The sequence below is a fragment of the Photobacterium sp. WH77 genome (genome assembly GCF_022014395.1).
Classification (GTDB): Bacteria; Pseudomonadota; Gammaproteobacteria; order Enterobacterales; family Vibrionaceae; genus Photobacterium; species Photobacterium arenosum.
Genome location: NZ_JAKLTE010000004.1, coordinates 101,238 through 119,706, shown reverse-complemented (window position 1 = coordinate 119,706; position 18,469 = coordinate 101,238). Strand labels below are relative to the sequence as shown.

Here is an 18,469-nt window from a genome sequence, read left to right as displayed (position 1 = left end):
CTGGAAATGAGGATAATTGTCTTGAAATTTTTATCAGAATGCACCGAACGTGTCACGTCCGGTGCCAGTCGGGTGAGCGTTATTCGCACTGAGTGGCAGCAATAGCGCTCATTTGTCGGTTGTATTCTTTGAGTGGCTTATCAATGTCATCCGGGTGGGTTAACAGGTCGGCAAAAGCGCTGCGAAGCTCATAATTTTTCGGGTGTGGCGTGCTTTGACGATCCTCAAAGACTTTCTTCGCGTAATCGCCGAGGCTACCTTGCTGGGCAGATAGTGTTTTAATGTCTTGCTGAGTCAGCTTAAGCCAGGATTCGACAGATTGTGACAGGTCTAAATGGCTTTTATCGTTTGCCAGGTACCAGTCAACGGCTTCACGTTTCAATTCAAAATGGTGGGTTCTTCCTTCCATGAACCAGTCGCCGACTTCCTGTAAATCGGGATCTTTTTGCACAGTCAGCTGGACCAGGTTCTGGTACCACTCAAGAGAAGCATCAATGTACTGATGGTATTTATTGCTTTCGCAAGTTTGTGTGGAAGCGAAAGCAGTAGTAGGTAGCAGGGCGAACGAGAGAACAAGAGCTGGAAACTTCATGGTCTTTCCTTGAACTGTTTGATAGAAGCTATTAACGCCATGTCATCATGGTGTTCAAGCTTTCGGAGTATTTTGGCAAATTGTAGCGGTAGAAGCGTCTGAAAGGAAAGAGATCTTGGTATCATTCGTTCACATCGTTCAACGAATATGAATCAAAGCGCACTTTTGAGTGTGAATCAACTGTAATATGTCTGAGGAGAATACAACAAGAGGCCCGCAGGCCTCTTGTTAGCAAAGGGTTACCCCTTGTTTTTCATCGCTACTGAGATGCAGTAAGCTGCGCCTCCCCAGGTAATACCCAGGCCGAATAGCATCATGATGATAGCACCAGCAGTCATACTTATACCTCTTTATTCTCTAGTGGTTTAGATGCAACATTGATAATCACTGCAATCACAAACATCGCTGCTACCAGGCCCCAACCCAGCATTAGCAAATCAGACGTTTCGTAACCACCGTAGCCGTTATTAAAGGTGTTGGTCAGGTTCGTACCCAGGATGATTGCCAGCATGATTGGGCTGATAAAGCGGATACAAATTTCAAACCATTTACCGATAGAGAACTCAGAAATGCTGTTCACATAGCTGCGAATGTCAGAGACTTTCAGCAGCCAGCCAATAACCAGCAATTCAATCAGGCAGCTTGCCAGCAGGGCAACGTTGTTGATGAAGTAATCAACCAGATCCAGCAGCAACAGGCCACCATTGGTTGCAAACGCCATCGAGACGATAAAGCCAACCCCACAAACTACGGAAGCTGCTTTTTTACGCGACCATTTCAGTTTATCCATTACCGCCGAGGTCACAGCTTCAATGATTGAAATGTGTGAGCTCAAACCCGCAACAACCAGAGCCAGGAAGAACACCGGGCCAAGAATATACGGAGCCGGTAACAGGTTTATTGCCGCAGGAATGGTGACGAAGGCCAGACCCACACCGGCAGAAACGACTTCAGTAAGCGGTTTAGCCTGTTCCTGAGCCATATAGCCAAGCACAGAGAAAATCAGAATACCCGCTACCATAGAGAAGCCACAGTTGATCAATACCGTCATAAAGGCATTGTTACTGATGTCGGATTTCTCAGGCAGGTAGCTGGAGTAGGCGATCATGATGGCAAAACCGACACTCAGGGTGAAGAAGATTTGCCCATAGGCAGCAGACCACACTTTTGCATCCAGGATTTTGCTGAAATCAGGCTGGAACAGGTAGTTCAGACCGTTCAGTGCACCATCCAGGAAAATAACTCGGGCAATTAGTGCCAGCACCATCAGGAACAACAAAGGCATCATGATTTTGCTCGCGCGCTCAATACCACCTTTAACACCGGTGAAAATAGCCGCGAATGTGATACCCCAAGCGATGATCATCGGAATGGCGATGTGCAGTTGCAGTCCACCCAGATTACTTGGCGAGTTATCCCCGAGTTTCAGATATTCACTAAAGAAGAAAGCGTTAGTATCACTTCCCCAGCTTTGAGTGAATGCAAAGCCCAGGTATGAGATGGCCCAACCGATAACAGCGACGTAATAAACGGCGATGACAGAAGCAATGAATACCTGGAACCAGCCCAGCCATTCCAGTTTCACACCTAGCTTGGAAAACGCTCTTGGTGCTGCACCACGCAGCTTATGTCCCAGGCTGAATTCCATAATCATGAATGGAATACCGGCCGTTATCATGGCGAAAAGGTATGGAATAAAAAATGCGCCGCCGCCGTTTTCGTAAGCCATATAGGGGAAACGCCAGATATTCCCTAATCCTATAGCAGAACCCACGGCTGCCAGAATAAATCCGGCTCGGGTTCCCCATTGTTCGCGTTTCATAAGTATCTCCTTGTGTACTGTTTTTCTCTATGAAACAGTATCTATTAAGTTTTTTATTCTAAGTATTTACTTCCTGTATCGTGGAATTTGGTTTGAAACCCCACGCAGTTAAAACGAGATTAACCACTGATACTTACCAGCGCAATAGACAGTAAGTTTTGGACTATTGGTTATAAATAGGCATTACTATTGACTTATTCCTCCGTACTGTGGAAATAACAAGTTGTTAACGAAATGTTTAGACGATCACACCGTAATGCTGTGATTATTGAGTGAATTGTTTTATTTTAATTTTTTAGCGTCGATGACTAATAAATAGTCAAAAATTAGACTTTTGCAACATTTTGAAGACTAATTGTACTAAGTAAGTAGTTTACTATTTTCTTTCAGAACACAAAGCTGACACCAAGATTGGTTTGATACACACTCAGCCAGTCACTATCGATATTCACGTCACAGGCTTGTATTCCTGCCGTACCTTGGCAATCAGCAGTGGTGTTTCCGTCAACACGGCTGGCTAACCATCTGGCTTCTAACCGAATTCTGGTGTTGTTATTGATGAAAAAGTCAGAACCAAAAAAGGCGCCGCCCGACAATAAAATATTCTGTTTTGACCAACTGACATCCATGAGTGTCCCACCCAGACTTAAGCCGATAAAGCTGGTAAGCATAGGGGCTACGCGATAATGGCTGCTGCTTTGAAAATGAAAAAACGTTGCACTGCCGTCGTCATCAAAGCCTTTGGTTTGCATTTTCATGTGCTGTGCAGTAAATCCAATCCGGCCATTGAATAATGATTGTTTTCCGTAATTACCTTCAATGGTGACCCCGAAAAGACCCACGTTATCCGGGGATATTGTCATCCCGCCCTCAGACTCAATACTATCCGGAAAGGAGTAACCCCAATACGGCGTCACATAGATTGGTTTTTGCGAACTCGCTTGTGTTTCAGGTGTGATTGCCAGAGCAGAGACAATGCACATTATGAATAAATGATTGTTATTTAATGCCATTTTTCCTTCCTTGCGCCAGTATCAAATAATTGTGATAGTCGCCCTAAAACCATGTTTATTGTATGGTCAAGGTGCACGCTCAGCCCTACAATCTGCTAGTGTTAGTACCAGTGAATGGTGCTGGTAGCCCGCACTCACAGTGATAGTAAATATGGAGCGTATATGAATCATTTAACCCCTGAATTTAAAATGGCGTTAACCGTTGCCGTTATCATTATGATAGTCCTTTTCGGATTTGGGTTGACGGCAATAACGCATTAATCGTTATATATCACCCTGTTATTATTTTTCTCCTGTTGTTGAGCATTCGCCTTACAATGAAATGAGGGGAAGGTTTTTGTTTTTTAACAGAGTGAGTTAGGTGTATGAATCACTTGCCTTTTAGTCTCGGGGATCTGGATGACAGTCTTGTCGACACATTTTCTGCAAAATTGTCGGAATCAAAAAAGCAAAAAATTGCACTGGTGGTTCAAGGGGGCGGGCAGCGCGGCATTTTCACTGCCGGTGTTTTTGATGCCTTTCTGGAAGCCGGATTTGACCCGTTTGAACTCTACATCGGTACATCTGCCGGCGCGCTGAACCTTTCCTCTTTCATCAGCCGCCAACCCAAGTTTGGCCATGACTTCATCGTTAACCTGACTACCCAACAAGAGTTTTTTAATCTCTACCATTATCTGAGTCAGCAAAAGCCGATGAATCTGGACTGGGCCTTTGATCAGATTGGCCTCAATGGCAAAACGCCTTTAGATGTCTCGACGGCCCGTCGCGTATTGACGTATCGTCAGGCACTTGCCTGTGCCACGCGCAAAGATACCTTGCAGGATATCTACCTGCCTATGTACGAAGACAACTGGCGTGATGTACTGCGCGCGTCCTGTGCCATTCCACTGCTTTATAATCTACCCGTTAGTCTCAATGAACTTGAATGGGTCGATGGCGGCGTAAGTGCGGCTGTACCTGTGAAGGAAGCCTGGAAGCGAGGGGCTGAGCTGGTCATAGTGGTTCGTACCGAACCTTTGCAGATGATACAGCAAACACCGGGGGTGCTGGATGACTGGAGAGAGCGCATCGAAGTTGCCCTGCCGGAATATATTGAGCGATTCAGCCTGAATGAATCTCTCGACCGCGTGAAAGCGGTGCGTCATGAACTGACCGACCGTTTCGATAATTGGAAGCGTTTGTGGCTGGATAAAGAAACACAAGGCATGATCGCAGCCGATGAAATGAATAAAGAGCTCGAAGAAGAGAAAAAAGCGGTGAATGGTTACCGTAAATGGCTCAGTGGGTTGAATGTAGAGCGTTTTCTGTCCTTAACCGGTAAACGTTCTGAAGTGTTTGATATGCTCAACCGCTACTATCAAACCTACAAAGATGTTAATGATTTCCTTATTCATCCTCCTGAGGAACTGAAAGTGATCCAGATTGCGCCGCAAAAAGCCCTGCATAGTAAGGCTTTGTTGAGCAGCCAGCAGGATTTGAATCTGGATTACATGCAAGGCAAGGAAATCGGCCGTGAATTTTTGGTGTATTTTGCTGATATGCTGAACAACAAAACGACAGTCAGGCAATAACCTGATTTTCAGTACTCGATACACAATGACGTACCAGTGGCGTGATGGCCATAACCGGTGACAGTGACCATCCTTTGGCACATGGCACATGGCACCAGGTAGAGACGGAAAGTCCTCCGTTGGTACATGGAGAAAATGATGCAATCAGGTTTTTATATTGGGGACATGTTCTGTCAGCCCCACGTTTTTCAACTGCCTTTGGATTACCACCACCCTGAAGGCCAAAAGATTCGTGTGTTTGCCCGTGAAGTGGTGGCGAGAGGCAAGGAAAGCAGCGATTTACCCTGGTTGGTTTATCTGCAGGGGGGGCCGGGTTTCCCATCACCGAGACCGGAGGCCGAAAGTGGCTGGTTGAAGCGGGCACTGAAAGATTACAGAGTCCTGCTGCTCGATCAGCGGGGCACCGGACAGAGTGAGCCGGTCCATGCGCAGACTCTGGCAGGGTTAACGGCGCAGCAGCAAGCCGATTACCTGAGCCATTTTCGGGCAGATAATATAGTGCGTGACGCAGAAGCTATTCGGGAAGCGTTGGGGATCAAACAATGGTCACTGCTTGGGCAAAGCTTTGGTGGTTTTTGCGCTCTGCATTATCTTTCTTTTTACCCGGACAGCCTGATGAGCGCCTGTGTAACTGGCGGAATTCCTCCAATTTCTGGCCATGCTGATGAGGTGTACCGGGCAACCTATCGCCGGGTGCTGGATAAAAATGCGGCTTTCTTTCAGCGTTTTCCTGCCGCTCAGGCATTGTGTAATCGCATTGCGGATCATGTATTGACCCAGGATGTTTTTCTGCCGAACGGGCAACGATTTACTGTTGAGCAGTTTCAGCTGATTGGCATCAATCTCGGCAGAAGCGGCGGGGATCTGGCGCTCTATTATCAGCTGGAGAGTGCATTTGTCGAGGTGAGCGGGCAACCGGAACTCAGCTATAGCTTCCTTAACGCCATGCTGGCGGAGCAGTCTTACCAGACCAATCCGATTTATGCGATTTTGCACGAATCAATTTATTGTCAGCATCAGGCGTCCCGCTGGTCTGCACACCGGGTGCGCGATGAATACCCGCAATGTCATTATCAGCCCGGCCAAGATTTTTGTTTTACCGGAGAAATGGTTTATCCGTGGATGTTTGAGCAGCTCGACACCCTGAAACCATTGCGAGAAGCGGCAGCTATTCTGGCAGAAAAAGCAGATTGGCCAGCGTTATATGATGCCAGTCAGCTGGCCGCTAACAAGGTCCCGCTGGCTGCAGCGGTTTATGTCGAAGACATGTACGTGGAATTCGATTACAGCCGTAACACTCTGGCCGGTATCCCAAACAGTAAAGCCTGGATGACGAATGAGTTCGAGCATAACGGGCTGCGGGCGGATGGTGAGCGTATCCTTGATACCTTACTTCTCTTTAGTCAGGAGATTCACGATCAGTTTCAGGGCTAGAACAGAGGCTCTGAGGTATGCAGGGCCCATTATCTCTGACAACAATCATTATTGCTCATGACTTAATTGTTATGTTATAACACTTTTAGTGGGTGGCACCGGAGCATAAGTCAACGGTGATGACTGTTTTAGTGTCATAATTTTAGATATCATCAGCGCCACATGCATACCAACAGCGCATTGAAGTCAGCGGTCTAATGAACTGTGTCGGTAGATAACATAGCAATCAATTGTCGTCAGACTGTGGTTGTATGAGAGGTAATAAAACAAAATGGTAAATGTAAGGGCCAGAGTCCCCTTTAAAGTCGGTACGAAAAGCCATATCCCTGCCGATATTCTCTCTTTTGATGGCCTAGCTTCAGGAAAAGAGCACGTTGCGCTTATTTTCCGTGATGCAGATAAACAACAACTCCCTCCTTTGGTTCGGATGCACTCTGAATGCCTTACCGGGGATGTTTTTCATTCGTCACGTTGTGACTGTGGTGAGCAGTTAGATGAAACCATAGAACGGATGGCTGAAGAAGGTGGCATTATCTTGTATCTGCGTCAGGAGGGCCGTGGTATTGGTTTGTATAACAAAATCGATGCCTACCTGCTGCAGAGCCAGGGTATGAATACCTACGAAGCGAATAATCATTTGGGATTTGGGGATGATCTCCGGGATTTTTCCGAAGCGGCACAAATGCTCAAAGCACTAGGTGTTGAAAGCATCAGGTTGATCACTAATAACCCGAAAAAAATTCAGGACCTGGAAGCTTTAGGCATTTCGATTGAAGAAGTAGTGGGTACAAAAGCACACTTGAAAGAGGGCAATGAAAATTACCTTCGTGCCAAAGCCAGCCGTGGTAAACACCGTTTTCATTTTGACTGAAACCGGATAAAAGCCGATTGTAAAGCGAGCTGAAATGCTCGCTTTTTTTTGCCCGGAAAACCGCAATTTTAAGATTAGTTTTTATAATCCGAATTATAATAAAGTATCGTGCTGATTAGGTTAGGATTTACTTGTTGTTTGCCTTGCCTGCCATTACTATCCCGCTCGAAAGCTCGTCATAAGGCTACTTGATGCAAATGGTCGATTCTGCAGCCATTTCTCAACGTTCACTCTCCGCATTGACTTATGATGACTTGAACTTATCTTTTTCTTTGTATTGTTGTAAGGAGTGAGGTTGTGCAAAGGCAATCTTATTCTGCCAGTGTGGCAAAAATGTTGTTCCTGATTATTATTCTGGCCGCCGTTGGGCAAATGACCCAAACCATGTACGTGCCAGCGATCCCACAAATGGCAGCGGTATTCAGCATTAAGCCCGCTTTCTTGCAGGCTGTGATGGCCGCGTATCTCATTCCGTACGGCTTGTCTCAGTTCGTCTACGGCCCTTTATCGGATCGGATTGGACGTAAGCCTGTGATGTTGGCCGGTATGTGTATTTTCATACTCGGCACAATACTGGCGCTTTTTGCCCCTTCGTTTGAAGTTTTTCTGCTTGCCAGTTTTATTCAGGGCATGGGAACCGGGTGCGGTGGCGCAATGTGCAGAACCATTACCCGGGACTGTTACGAAGGTGCAGAGCTGCACAAAGTAAACAGCCTGGTCAGCATGGGCATTATTTTCTCGCCGCTGATTGCGCCGGTACTGGGCGGATACCTGTCCGAGGCATTTGGCTGGTCGGCAAGTTATGTGTTTTTACTGGCGTTGGGTGCTGCCGTTACCTTGATCATTTTATCCCGCTTCACCGAAACCCTGCCTTCTGAGAAGCGCAGGGTAGAACGTGTGACAGTCAGCTACAAATATGTGCTGAGTAATCGTAAATTTCAGGGGTATGTCATGTGCTTAGTGGCAACCTTTTCAGGGCTGGCTGTATTTGAAGCTGCCGCTGGCGTATTACTGGGTAATGTACTGAAGCTGGATCCGACGACAGTGAGCTGGCTATTTGTTATGCCATTGCCGGGATATCTGCTGGGCTCCTGGATGTCGACTTTGTTGCTCAAGCATATGGGGCAGCAGCGGGTGCTTTATGTCGGGCTGGCAGCACTTGGCTTCGGTGCGATAACCATTTTGTTGCCTGGGATGGCAGGGTTAGTCACCGTCAGTTCACTGATTGGCGGCGCATTTCTGTATTTCCTTGGCTCCGGGATTGTTTTTCCTGTTACCACAACAGCAGCGGTGGAGCCTTTTCCTTTCCATGCCGGTACGGCAGGGGCTGTGCTGGGTGGTTTGCAAAACTTAGGCGCGGGTGTTGCGACGCTGGTGGCCTCTATGCTGAGTGCAAAAGACCAGTTCAGTCTGGGCGCAATAATGACGTGCATGGTGCTGATGGCGATTGCCAGCCTGCTCTGGGTCAGACGCTGTCAGCAGGAAGAAACGCCTGTATTGGTATGATTTAAAAAAACGGTGCTGATATCAGCACCGTTTTTGTTGTATCTGACTTAATCACCTGATTAGTCGCGTTTCCACAAGATGTGGCAGAATTTATTGTCCGGATTACGGCTTATCAGCATGCGGGCAAAGACGTCATCTAATTCATCGCTGGCTTCATTCACCAGCCCGATCCGCACTTCTGCATATTCTTCGCCATCAACAGCGAAGCCAACATGGCCTGGCCAGTCTTCTCCGGTTTCTACAACCTCTGCAGCACCACGGTCATCAAACTGAGCCGTGAACAGCAAGACATCGGCGGGTTCCAGACTGTCTTGTGCCATTTCCAGAAAAATATCGTAGGCAGCTTCAATAACGTCGTCGTATGAAATCAGGTCTAAGTTATCCATGTTTGGGTCAATATCAGTTTTATTGAATAGAACCGGGAGTATACCAAGGCCACCTGTCGATGGCTATGATACAGACGATTGTGCTGTAGCAGGCGCGAGCAGGCCTTAGTTGGTTGAGATTGCAGCGTTTAAGCCTGCCGCCAACTTTAAGGCTGCCACTTTCATGCTATGATGCTGGCAGACAGTGCGGTGCTCCAGGAAACAGATATTGCCAACTTTTCTTCCCGTCATTGATAACAACCGGCCTTTGCAACCGGTGTTTCAACCCTGTATTAATGAGACTTTGCAACACCTCGGTGTCCTGTTCAAAGACACACTTCACAGCGTATACCTTGCAGGTAGCGTTGCACGTCGTGATGCTGTGCCAGGGCAGTCCGATCTTAACCTGACTCTGGTGTTTGAGCGGCCACTGAACGATCTGGAAAAAAGCCGGCTGCACAGCCTGAGCACTCATATTGCCAGGCGTTACAGGGCAGTGAAACGTCTGGATATCAGGCTCGCCATTACGCGTGATGTCTTGTCACTGGACGGTATTTTTCAGTGGGGTTTCTGGCTCAGACATTGCTGTGTGTGCCTCAAGGGCGATGACTTGTCCGGACGCTTTGGTGCCTTCGAACCCAGCTGGGACGCGGCAAAATCATTAAATGGGCCTTTTGAACCCATCCTCATTGAATACCGGGAGAAAATCCTGAGAACACGGGTGCCTGAGCATTACCTTGACTACTGTGAATATATAGGGAAGAAAATGCTGTGGACGGCATATACGCTTGTGTTTCACCGGGAAAAAGTGCTGGCCCTGTCAGTCAGAGAGGCCACAGATCTGTTTTTGAAAAATTACCCTGATAAAGCTGTCGACGTTGAGCGTGCGTATATTCTGATGAGCCGGACACAAGTGCCTAAAAAGGCCTCCTTGTTTTTGATGCAGGGTTTTGGCCAGTGGCTTGTTGATGAGTGGAATAAAATTGAACGCAAAATCGGCTAAGCATCCCCACGTTCCACCAGGGCAAAATACACATTCTTTATCTCAGCAAGCTGAGGGGTTCGTACTCACCCGTCAAAGCCGGGACAGGCAAGGGCAGACTCAGATTGTTATCTGGGTGAAAACGGACCAAGGACCTTGCCAGCTGGTTATCGACGGTGAAAGTCCCGTGTGTTTTATTCCGGCCAGCGAGCAGGAAAGGGCAGACACTGTACTTACCCAACACGGTTTTTCAGTCAACTGGCGCACGCTGGACATGAAAGACTTTCAGCACCAGACCATGTCGGCCTGCTACAGTGCTACGATCAGCTCCAGCCTTCGGATTGGCGCATTGTTGTTAGCAGAAGGCATTAAAGTGTTTGAAGATGATATCCGGCTTGCTGACCGTTATCTGATGGAGCGTTTCATCCGCGGTGGAATTGCCTTTGCAGGGAATGCTGTTATCAGAGACGGGTATACCGAATTTCGTCAGGTGAAAACCAAATCGGCGGATTATCTGCCTTCACTGTCTGTAGTCTCACTGGATATTGAATGTTCAGAGAAGGGCGTTTTGTATTCTGTCGGTCTGCACAGCGAGGCTGACAGCCGGGTAATTATGGTAGGAGAGCCACTCAACGCAGAGCAAGAGCAACTGACATGGATTGAATGGGTCCGGGATGAAAAAGCCCTGCTGGTGGCCATGCAGGAGTGGTTTATCCGCTACGATCCTGATGTCATTATCGGCTGGAACGTGGTGGATTTTGACTGGCGCTTGTTACTGCGGCGTGCAGAATGGCACAAATTGCCTTTGCGGCTTGGCCGTGGCAGGCAGACGCCGCACTGGCGCCAGTCCAGTCAGAACCCGAATGCCGGTTTCATCACCATTCCGGGCCGGGTGGTGATGGACGGTATTGATACGCTGAAAACGGCCACTTATAACTTTCGTTCCTGGTCGCTGGAATCGGTCGCACAAGAACTGCTCGGCGAAGGCAAAGCTATTCACAATGTGTACGATCGCATGGCTGAAATTAATCAGATGTTCCGCGAAGATAAAGTGTCACTGGCACGCTATAACCTGCAGGACTGTAAACTGGTTACCCGGATCTTCGAAAAAACACACTTGCTGGATTTTGCGCTGGAACGTAGCCGGCTGACGGGCGTCGAGCTGGACAGAGTCGGCGGCTCGGTTGCTGCATTCACCAACCTATATTTACCTCAGTTACATCGCGCCGGTTATGTTGCCCCTAATCTTGAAAGCGAAAACTGGATAGCCAGCCCCGGCGGTTATGTGATGGACTCGAAACCGGGTTTGTATGACTCGGTGCTGGTGCTGGATTTCAAATCGCTGTACCCGTCGATAATCCGCACATTCTGTATCGATCCCATGGGGCTGGTTGAAGGTTTACTTCTGGATGAGGGGAAATCTGAGCAGCAGGCCATTGCTGGCTTTCGGGGCGGCCGCTTTCACCGGCAGAAACATTTTTTGCCCGAAATGATCGAAGCGCTGTGGGCCGCACGCGACCAGGCGAAAAGAGACGGCGAAAAAGCGTTTTCGCAGGCGATAAAAATTATCATGAACTCTTTTTATGGCGTACTGGGTTCCTCAGGCTGCCGTTTTTTTGATCATCGTCTGGCCTCTTCGATCACCATGCGGGGTCATGAAATTATGAAGCTGACCCGTGAGCGCATTGAAGAGCAGGGTTATGAGGTGATATACGGCGACACGGATTCGACGTTTGTGTCGCTGAAAAAGGCCCACAGCGGTGAGGATGCGGATGCCATCGGTGCCCGGCTGGTGGTTGATATCAATGCCTGGTGGGCCAGGCATCTGCAAGAGCATTACAATCTTGCCTCCGCTCTTGAGCTGGAATACGAAACCCATTACCACAAATTTCTGATGCCGACGATTCGGGGACAGGAAACCGGCAGTAAAAAGCGTTATGCCGGTCTTGTGATTCGAAGCGGTGTTGAAGAGATGGTGTTTAAAGGGCTGGAGACGGTCCGCACCGACTGGACTCCCTTAGCACAGGAGTTTCAGCAGACTCTTTACAGTAAAGTGTTTCATGACGAAGACGTGGAAGAGTATGTACGTGCTTACGTGGAAATGACCGGGCAGGGAGTATTTGACGACAAACTGGTGTACCGCAAAAGGTTACGCCGTCACTTGTCTGAGTATCAGAAGAATGTACCGCCCCATGTCCGGGCCGCCCGGCGAGCCGACGAGGTTAATCAGCAGCTGGGCCGACCATTGCAGTATCAGACTGGCGGCTGGATTGAATATGTCATCACCACACATGGCCCGGAACCGGTGGAAGCCAGACAAAGCCAGATTGATTACGACCATTACATAGACAAACAGCTGAAGCCGATTGCAGATGGGATCCTGCCGTTTATCGGACGGCATTTTGACGACATTATTGCACCGCAACTGGGGTTGTTCTAAATCAGATTTTCTTTCACGGCATAAGCGGTGAGCTCAGCCGTGGAGTGCATGTTGAGTTTATGCTTGATATTCTGACGGTGGGTTTCCACTGTTCGGGTGCTGATCCCCAGTTCCATCGCAATTTTTTTACTGCTTTTGCCCAGCGCCACCTGACGCAGTACAGTTTCCTCACGCCGGCTTAATGCCGCCAGCACCATTTCAGCAGGCTCAGCCTGCACAATGGGCGCGGCGAATAAGGTATCGGCGACCAGTCGGCAAAAATACCGTCCGCCCTGATGCACGGCTTCTATGGCTTGCACCATTTCCTGTGCGGAAACTTCTTTGAGAATATAACCGCTTGCACCGGCCTGCATGACCTGAAGAATGTATTCGCGATTGTCATGCATGGTCAGGATCAGCACTTTGATCTCAGGAAAGCGGTGACGGAAATGGCGTGTGGCTTCAATACCGTTCATTTCCGGCATACTGATATCCATCAGTACCACATCGGGTTGGCACTGCTCGGCTTTTTTCAGCGCTTCATCGCCATTATTTGCTGTTGCAATCACTTCGATGTTGGCTTCGTTGTCGAGCCGTGCTTTAAATCCTTCCATGACGACCTGATGGTCATCCACTAACAGCACTTGAATTTTTGCCATAAATGTCCAGTCCTTGTTTCAGAGGGAGGTTGACCAAAATTTCCGTTCCTTGCCCCGGTTCACTGCTGATATCCAACTCGCCACCAAGAAATTCCAGCCGTTCACGCATGTTGCGAAGGCCGATTCCTTTGCCATTCATGGCGTGTTGCACATTAAATCCCGTCCCGTTATCGCGAATAATAAACTGCAAGTTTTCCTGTATCACTGAAAGTTCTGCATCGATAGCGTCAGACTGAGCATGCTTGCTGATGTTCACCAGTGATTCCTGAGCCACCCGGTATAGCGTCGTCATCATATCTGTAGAGAGGCTGGCGTTGCCAAGTGTCAGAGAACGATTGACACGTATGCCGGTCGAAGCGGAAAAATCACTGAACAAGTTATCCAGTGCCGCAGTCAGTCCTATGTCATCCAACGAGCTGGGACGCAGACTGTGCGAGATACGCCTCAGTTCGGCAATGGCCTGCAACAGGGAGGATTCACTCAGACCTCGATGGCGTATGGCCTGTTCGATGTCTGATCTGGCTATTTTGTCCTGAAGCAATTCCAGATGGCACTTGCAGGAAACCAGCAACTGGTTCACCCCGTCGTGGAGTTCTCTGGCGACATGCTTTTTCTCTTCTTCCTGAAACATGACAGTTTTATACGCCAGCTCTTTTAAGCGGCTGTCTGCTAACCTGTGCTCATGAAGGTTGATCGCCAGCGTGGTGATCAGAATGATCAGAGTGGTGATGGCAACCAGAACAATGACAGAAATGAAGGTCGTCCGAATGTTAGCCTGTACTCCCTGTTCGACCTTGGCCATTTGGCGGGCGACATCTTCAATGTACAGGCCGGTACCTATCATCCAGCGCCATTTAGGCAACCATGCCGCATAACTGAGCTTTGTCACGATTAAATCACTGGAGGGTTTATGCCAGAGGTACTGATGGAAACCACCGCCAGACTTGGCTTTTTCTATCAGTGCCTGAATGAGGTAATTGCCATTATTATCCTGCAAATTCAATAAATTTTTTCCGACCAGTTCAGGCAAAACAGGGTGGGCCAGATTGGTGCCATCTTCATGGTAAACAAAAAAATAGCCGTCATTGCCGTATCTCAGGTCGTTCAGAACACGTTTTACTTCCGCCTTGGCTTTTTCATCATTGGCTGCGGCGTTTTGATAGATGTGATTAATGCTATCGAGGGCAAGATCGACAGTGTCTTTCAATGCCTGCTCTTTAGATGCGATCAGGCTGGCACGAAAAGTGGCGATTTCTTTTTGCCCGAGTGAGGTTGCCTGATGGATAGCAATCCAGCTGATCGCAGCGCTGATCAGCAGTAATGGGAGCAGTGTCAGTAAGATCAGCTTCACTTTCAGGGGCATAGTTGCAAACGTAGGGCTGTTGAGCGATTGCATAGTTGTCTTGAATGTTAACAATTTGTTGGGGATATCAAAGAAAAATAGCGGCACTTTATGGAAAAAGTGCCGGCTAGCTCTAGATTTTTGGGGTTTCATCGCAAGGCTACAGTCCGTAGAAGCCAGGGAATATTAAGACAGAGGCCAGGATCAGAACCTGAATGGTAATGAAGGGCATAACACCTTTATAAATATCCCGCGTGGTAATACCGTCAGGCGCAACGCCTTTAAGGTAAAACAGGCTGAAACCAAAGGGCGGAGTCAGGAAGGAGGTTTGCAGATTCATGGCAATCAGAATGGCAAACCAAAGCATATTGATCCCCATAGCATCGGCAATAGGCGCAAGGATCGGCACCACAATAAAGCAGATTTCAACGAAATCGATGAAAAATCCCAGAATCAGAATGATGAGCATGGTCAGGATCAGGAAACTCCATTCTTCACCGGGTAAAGACAGCATCCACTCTTCGACCAGATAATCACCGCCTGTGTAGGTGAATGCCATAGAGAAAGCTGTCGCACCCAGCAGGATACCAAACACCATGGCGGTTACTTTGACGGTTTCAAATGCACTGTCATACAGCATGCGCCATGAGAACTGGCGGTAAATGAGCGACAGCAAAACCGCCCCCATGCCGCCCAAAGCAGCAGACTCGGTAGGGGTGGCGATACCCGCAAAAATTGACCCTAACACCACGATAATCAGCGCCAGAGGCGGCAACACGGCTTTCAGTGCCGTGATAACTTCCTGCTGACGAGACTGGTCGGGATCCCGTTCCATCGGCTGGGTGGCTTCCGGATTCAACCAGCTGTAAATGACGATGTAAACGATATAAGCCAGTACCAGTGCGAGGCCGGGCCAGATAGCGGCCTGAAACAGATCGCCAACCGGAATTCCCAGTACGTCACCCAACAAAATCAATACGATGGATGGCGGGATGATCTGACCCAGGGTACCTGAAGCACAAATTGTGCCTGTCGCCAGGCCTTTGCTGTACTGATATTTCATCATAACAGGCAGGGATATCAGGCCCATTGCGACAACAGAAGCCCCGACCACGCCGGTTGACGCGGCCAGCAGCGATCCTACTAATACCGTTGAGATAGCCAGACCACCGCGAACACTACCGAAAAGTTTCCCCATGGACTCCAGCAGTTGTTCTGCCAGGCGGGTTTTTTGCAGCACCAGGCCCATAAAGACGAAAAGCGGTACGGCCATGAGCACAGTATTTTGCATAATGCTCATGATACGAAACGGCATGAATGCAAAGATTTCCGGCCCTTCTGCCCAGACGCCGAACAGCAGTGCGATGCCGCCGAAGGTAAATGCCACTGGAAACCCGAGTAACAGGGCAAACAGGGCAACGATAAACATGATGATACCAACCACGGAATATTCCTTATTTTTCGTGGAACAGGCTTGGGTTTACCAGCCGGTTAATGTTGTGCAGCAGCATTCCGATCCCTGAAATGGCCATAAACAGGAAAGAAAGAGGGATCAGGCCTTTAATCAGCCAGCGATAAGGTAAACCGCCCGGGTCGCCGCTGGACTCACCAAGAGAGTAGGATTCTTTCATATAATCAACGCCATACCAGTACACCAGGATACAGAATGGCAGCAGGAAAAAGAGTGTCCCCAGCAGGTCGATAATGGCGCGGGTTTTGAGAGTGAAACGTTCGTAGAAAACATCTACCCGCACATGGCCGCCAGCCTTAAGTGCGTAGGGAACGCCCAGCAGGAAAACGGCAGAGAACAGATGCCACTCCATCTCCTGCATGGCAATAGAAACATGGTTAAAGGCATACCGCATAACAACATCATAAAAAACGTTGAACATCAGTATGATAAACAGAGTGCTGGCCATCCAGCCAAGCAAATCAGAAAACCGGTTGATGATTTTTTCGAAGGCTAACAAGCTTCGCATAATAACTCCGTCGCGAGGCAACATTCCAGACTGATAAATAAGTATGCACCGGACAGACCGGTGCATGACTTTAGTGTTATTTCTGTTCAGCCTGACTGTCGAGATAGGCTTTATCAGCAATCAGCGTCCATTCACGGGCTTTTTTCAGATAGGCCGCTTGTGAATCCAGGATCTCTTTTGCCAGAGGATCACTCTTGGCCTGCTCTTCAAGCAATTCATCGTTGGCCTGGCGAATGGCTGCCATGACGTCATCCGGGAAGTTCATGACTTTGATGTTCGGATATTCTTCCTTCATGGTTGACCAGTTCTCAGCACTGGCGTGGGTATTTAAGATATACATGTCATAGGCAGAGAGGCGCATCGCAACGCGCAGAATTTCCTGCAGATCAGCCGGCAGGCGCTCCCAGGATTGTTTGTTAACTAGAAATTGCAGTTCAGTTGCAGGCTCATGCCAGCCGGTATAGTAATAAGGTGCGATTTTGTGGAAACCCATTCTCAGGTCCAGGCCCGGTCCCACCCATTCCAGCGCATCAATGGTACGGCGCTCAAGTGCTGTGTAGAGCTCGCCCGGCGCAATATTGGTCGGACTGGCACCTAACTTAGCCAGTACCTCACCGGCAAAGCCCGGAATACGGATTTTTAGGCCTTTCAGATCATCAGTCGTTTTGATCTCTTTCTGAAACCAGCCGCCCATCTGAACGCCCGTGTTACCACCGGGGAATGACAGCAGGTTATGCGGGCCATAGACTTTTTCCATCAGTTCCATGCCGCCACCGTGATAGAACCAGGCATACTGTTCGGCCGCGACCATACCGAATGGCATAGTGGAGAAATAAAGGGTATTCGGTACTTTGCCTTTCCAGTAGTAAGACGCCGAGTGGCCAATGTCATACTGGCCGGCTTTTACCATATCAAACACGCCCAGCGGCGCTTTGTGTTTATTGGCAGAATCGATTCGGATCTGCAAACGGCCGTTAGACATTTTCTCTGCTATCTCGGCCATGGTTTTGGTGGTGTCACCAAAAATAGGAAAGTTTGCGCCCCAGGTTTCAGCCAGCTTCAGGCGATAGACTTTTTCTGCGGAATAAGCGGCGGTACTGGAAAGTAAAACCGCAACCGCGCTGGCTGCCACCAGAGCATTGCGTACAGTGCGTTTTACCAGACTCATGTTTCACGTCCTCATTGTTATTGTGATAGCGGGATAATCCCTATGCAATCAAAGCATTGAACAAACTATAGGCCTGAACAAGCGCAATAACACTGAGTGGAGATCAAATAAGATCGTGATAAATAGCGACTAAAGTATTACGTATTAACACGTAGGCTATCTTTTTAGTTAAGTTTAACTATTTGATAAATAACTAATACTTAGTGCGTCATGTGTTTTAGTGAGTGACGTAAACTACGTAGAAAAGACATAGGTAATTATGTTAACTAATTGTGATGGGTGTGAAGTGGCTCACTGATGACAGATCGGCATTACTTCACCTGGGCGTACCCTTGGCCGACTGGCGTTATCAGCATAAAGTCGTTACTATCAGTTTGTATGCAATTTAAGCAGTTTGTGGTTGTTATGAACCTTTCACCGTATAGCACGCAGATAGCAGAGAAGGGGATATGGAGCAGTTAGAACTTTTTACCATTCCCAGCCCGTGTATTGGTGTCTGCCAGGTGAATAACAGAGGGTATTGCAAAGGTTGCCTGAGAAGCCGAGAAGAGCGATTTCACTGGCAGGTGATGAGCAACGATCAAAAACGGCATGTGATCAAATTATGCCGGCAACGTTACCTGCGTTTACTCAAGCGCAAGCGAGATCTGGAAATGCAGGCCGCGAACGGGCCAGACAATCCACAGCAAGATCTGTTCTAGAATTTCATTTCGTTTCATGCAAAATCACCAGACACAAAAAAAGCG

The 18,469-nt window shown here is 48.4% G+C and carries 17 protein-coding genes; 7 read left to right on the top strand and 10 right to left on the bottom strand.

The genetic code is table 11. The features are described 5' to 3' along the window. Positions 1-79: 79 nt before the first annotated feature. From L6J37_RS05610 to L6J37_RS05595, 4 genes are all read right to left on the bottom strand, one after another. Positions 80-592, bottom strand: coding sequence for a hypothetical protein (locus L6J37_RS05610; RefSeq protein WP_192016582.1), 513 nt, complete (start codon positions 590-592; stop codon positions 80-82). Between the two features lie 239 nt (positions 593-831). Further along, positions 832-930, bottom strand: coding sequence for a MetS family NSS transporter small subunit (locus L6J37_RS05605; protein WP_120510723.1), 99 nt, complete (start codon positions 928-930; stop codon positions 832-834). A gap of 2 nt (positions 931-932) precedes the next feature. Beyond that, positions 933-2,414, bottom strand: coding sequence for a sodium-dependent transporter (locus tag L6J37_RS05600; protein ID WP_192016583.1), 1,482 nt, complete (start codon positions 2,412-2,414; stop codon positions 933-935). 386 nt (positions 2,415-2,800) lie between these two features. Next, entirely contained in the window at positions 2,801-3,427 is a 627-nt protein-coding gene (locus L6J37_RS05595; RefSeq protein WP_192016584.1) for a hypothetical protein, read from the bottom strand. A gap of 365 nt (positions 3,428-3,792) precedes the next feature. Between L6J37_RS05595 and L6J37_RS05590 the strand changes: the two genes are divergently transcribed. From L6J37_RS05590 to emrD, 4 genes are all read left to right on the top strand, one after another. After that, the gene (locus tag L6J37_RS05590) at positions 3,793-4,998 is read left to right on the top strand and encodes a patatin-like phospholipase family protein (protein WP_192016585.1); all 1,206 of its coding nucleotides are present in this window, start codon (positions 3,793-3,795) and stop codon (positions 4,996-4,998) included. A 138-nt stretch (positions 4,999-5,136) separates the two neighbouring features. Beyond that, the gene (locus L6J37_RS05585; RefSeq protein ID WP_237794561.1) at positions 5,137-6,432 is read left to right on the top strand and encodes an alpha/beta fold hydrolase; all 1,296 of its coding nucleotides are present in this window, start codon (positions 5,137-5,139) and stop codon (positions 6,430-6,432) included. 271 nt (positions 6,433-6,703) lie between these two features. Beyond that, the gene (locus tag L6J37_RS05580) at positions 6,704-7,303 is read left to right on the top strand and encodes a GTP cyclohydrolase II (RefSeq protein ID WP_192016586.1); all 600 of its coding nucleotides are present in this window, start codon (positions 6,704-6,706) and stop codon (positions 7,301-7,303) included. Between the two features lie 297 nt (positions 7,304-7,600). Then, positions 7,601-8,809 carry a multidrug efflux MFS transporter EmrD gene (gene emrD / locus L6J37_RS05575; protein WP_330872754.1) on the top strand — a complete coding sequence of 403 codons (1,209 nt, stop codon included), beginning with the start codon at positions 7,601-7,603 and terminating at the stop codon, positions 8,807-8,809. Between the two features lie 59 nt (positions 8,810-8,868). Here the strand turns inward: emrD and L6J37_RS05570 are convergent, their stop codons facing one another. Beyond that, positions 8,869-9,195, bottom strand: a complete 327-nt coding sequence (locus tag L6J37_RS05570; RefSeq protein ID WP_192016588.1) for an HI1450 family dsDNA-mimic protein — start codon at positions 9,193-9,195, stop codon at positions 8,869-8,871. A 208-nt stretch (positions 9,196-9,403) separates the two neighbouring features. Here L6J37_RS05570 and L6J37_RS05565 point away from each other — a divergent pair, with 208 nt between their 5' ends. Together L6J37_RS05565 and L6J37_RS05560 are read left to right on the top strand one after the other, a co-directional pair. Further along, a complete protein-coding gene (locus L6J37_RS05565; protein WP_237794451.1) occupies positions 9,404-10,177 on the top strand; it encodes a nucleotidyltransferase domain-containing protein in 774 nt (257 codons plus the stop codon). Then, positions 10,158-12,596, top strand: coding sequence for a DNA polymerase II (locus tag L6J37_RS05560; RefSeq protein ID WP_237794450.1), 2,439 nt, complete (start codon positions 10,158-10,160; stop codon positions 12,594-12,596). The genes L6J37_RS05565 and L6J37_RS05560 overlap by 20 nt, the downstream gene beginning before the upstream one ends. Here the strand turns inward: L6J37_RS05560 and L6J37_RS05555 are convergent. The 5 genes from L6J37_RS05555 to L6J37_RS05535 form a co-directional block, all read right to left on the bottom strand. Next, positions 12,593-13,234, bottom strand: a complete 642-nt coding sequence (locus L6J37_RS05555) for a response regulator transcription factor (protein WP_218384725.1) — start codon at positions 13,232-13,234, stop codon at positions 12,593-12,595. The genes L6J37_RS05560 and L6J37_RS05555 overlap by 4 nt on opposite strands. Beyond that, the gene (locus tag L6J37_RS05550; RefSeq protein WP_237794557.1) at positions 13,203-14,597 is read right to left on the bottom strand and encodes a cache domain-containing protein; all 1,395 of its coding nucleotides are present in this window, start codon (positions 14,595-14,597) and stop codon (positions 13,203-13,205) included. Before L6J37_RS05550 ends, L6J37_RS05555 begins: the two co-directional genes overlap by 32 nt. Positions 14,598-14,736: 139 nt before the next feature. Then, the gene (locus L6J37_RS05545; RefSeq protein ID WP_218384723.1) at positions 14,737-16,020 is read right to left on the bottom strand and encodes a TRAP transporter large permease; all 1,284 of its coding nucleotides are present in this window, start codon (positions 16,018-16,020) and stop codon (positions 14,737-14,739) included. Positions 16,021-16,030: 10 nt separating this feature from the next. Further along, on the bottom strand, positions 16,031-16,555 hold the full coding sequence (locus tag L6J37_RS05540; RefSeq protein ID WP_192016593.1) for a TRAP transporter small permease subunit: 525 nt from the start codon (positions 16,553-16,555) through the stop codon (positions 16,031-16,033). A gap of 76 nt (positions 16,556-16,631) precedes the next feature. Beyond that, on the bottom strand, positions 16,632-17,723 hold the full coding sequence (locus tag L6J37_RS05535) for a TRAP transporter substrate-binding protein (protein ID WP_192016594.1): 1,092 nt from the start codon (positions 17,721-17,723) through the stop codon (positions 16,632-16,634). Between the two features lie 449 nt (positions 17,724-18,172). Here L6J37_RS05535 and L6J37_RS05530 point away from each other — a divergent pair, with 449 nt between their 5' ends. After that, a complete protein-coding gene (locus L6J37_RS05530) occupies positions 18,173-18,424 on the top strand; it encodes a DUF1289 domain-containing protein (RefSeq protein ID WP_192016595.1) in 252 nt (83 codons plus the stop codon). Positions 18,425-18,469: the final 45 nt, after the last annotated feature.

Bases quoted from the DNA above. Each gene is read 5' to 3' on its own strand.
- L6J37_RS05610 (WP_192016582.1), bottom strand. From the start codon at position 592: ATGAAGTTTCCAGCTCTTGTTCTCTCGTTCGCCCTGCTACCTACTACT.
- L6J37_RS05605 (WP_120510723.1), bottom strand. From the start codon at position 930: ATGACTGCTGGTGCTATCATCATGATGCTATTCGGCCTGGGTATTACC.
- L6J37_RS05600 (WP_192016583.1), bottom strand. From the start codon at position 2,414: ATGAAACGCGAACAATGGGGAACCCGAGCCGGATTTATTCTGGCAGCC.
- L6J37_RS05595 (WP_192016584.1), bottom strand. From the start codon at position 3,427: ATGGCATTAAATAACAATCATTTATTCATAATGTGCATTGTCTCTGCT.
- L6J37_RS05590 (WP_192016585.1), top strand. From the start codon at position 3,793: ATGAATCACTTGCCTTTTAGTCTCGGGGATCTGGATGACAGTCTTGTC.
- L6J37_RS05585 (WP_237794561.1), top strand. From the start codon at position 5,137: ATGCAATCAGGTTTTTATATTGGGGACATGTTCTGTCAGCCCCACGTT.
- L6J37_RS05580 (WP_192016586.1), top strand. From the start codon at position 6,704: ATGGTAAATGTAAGGGCCAGAGTCCCCTTTAAAGTCGGTACGAAAAGC.
- L6J37_RS05570 (WP_192016588.1), bottom strand. From the start codon at position 9,195: ATGGATAACTTAGACCTGATTTCATACGACGACGTTATTGAAGCTGCC.
- L6J37_RS05555 (WP_218384725.1), bottom strand. From the start codon at position 13,234: ATGGCAAAAATTCAAGTGCTGTTAGTGGATGACCATCAGGTCGTCATG.
- L6J37_RS05550 (WP_237794557.1), bottom strand. From the start codon at position 14,597: ATGCCCCTGAAAGTGAAGCTGATCTTACTGACACTGCTCCCATTACTG.
- L6J37_RS05540 (WP_192016593.1), bottom strand. From the start codon at position 16,555: ATGCGAAGCTTGTTAGCCTTCGAAAAAATCATCAACCGGTTTTCTGAT.
- L6J37_RS05535 (WP_192016594.1), bottom strand. From the start codon at position 17,723: ATGAGTCTGGTAAAACGCACTGTACGCAATGCTCTGGTGGCAGCCAGC.
- L6J37_RS05530 (WP_192016595.1), top strand. From the start codon at position 18,173: ATGGAGCAGTTAGAACTTTTTACCATTCCCAGCCCGTGTATTGGTGTC.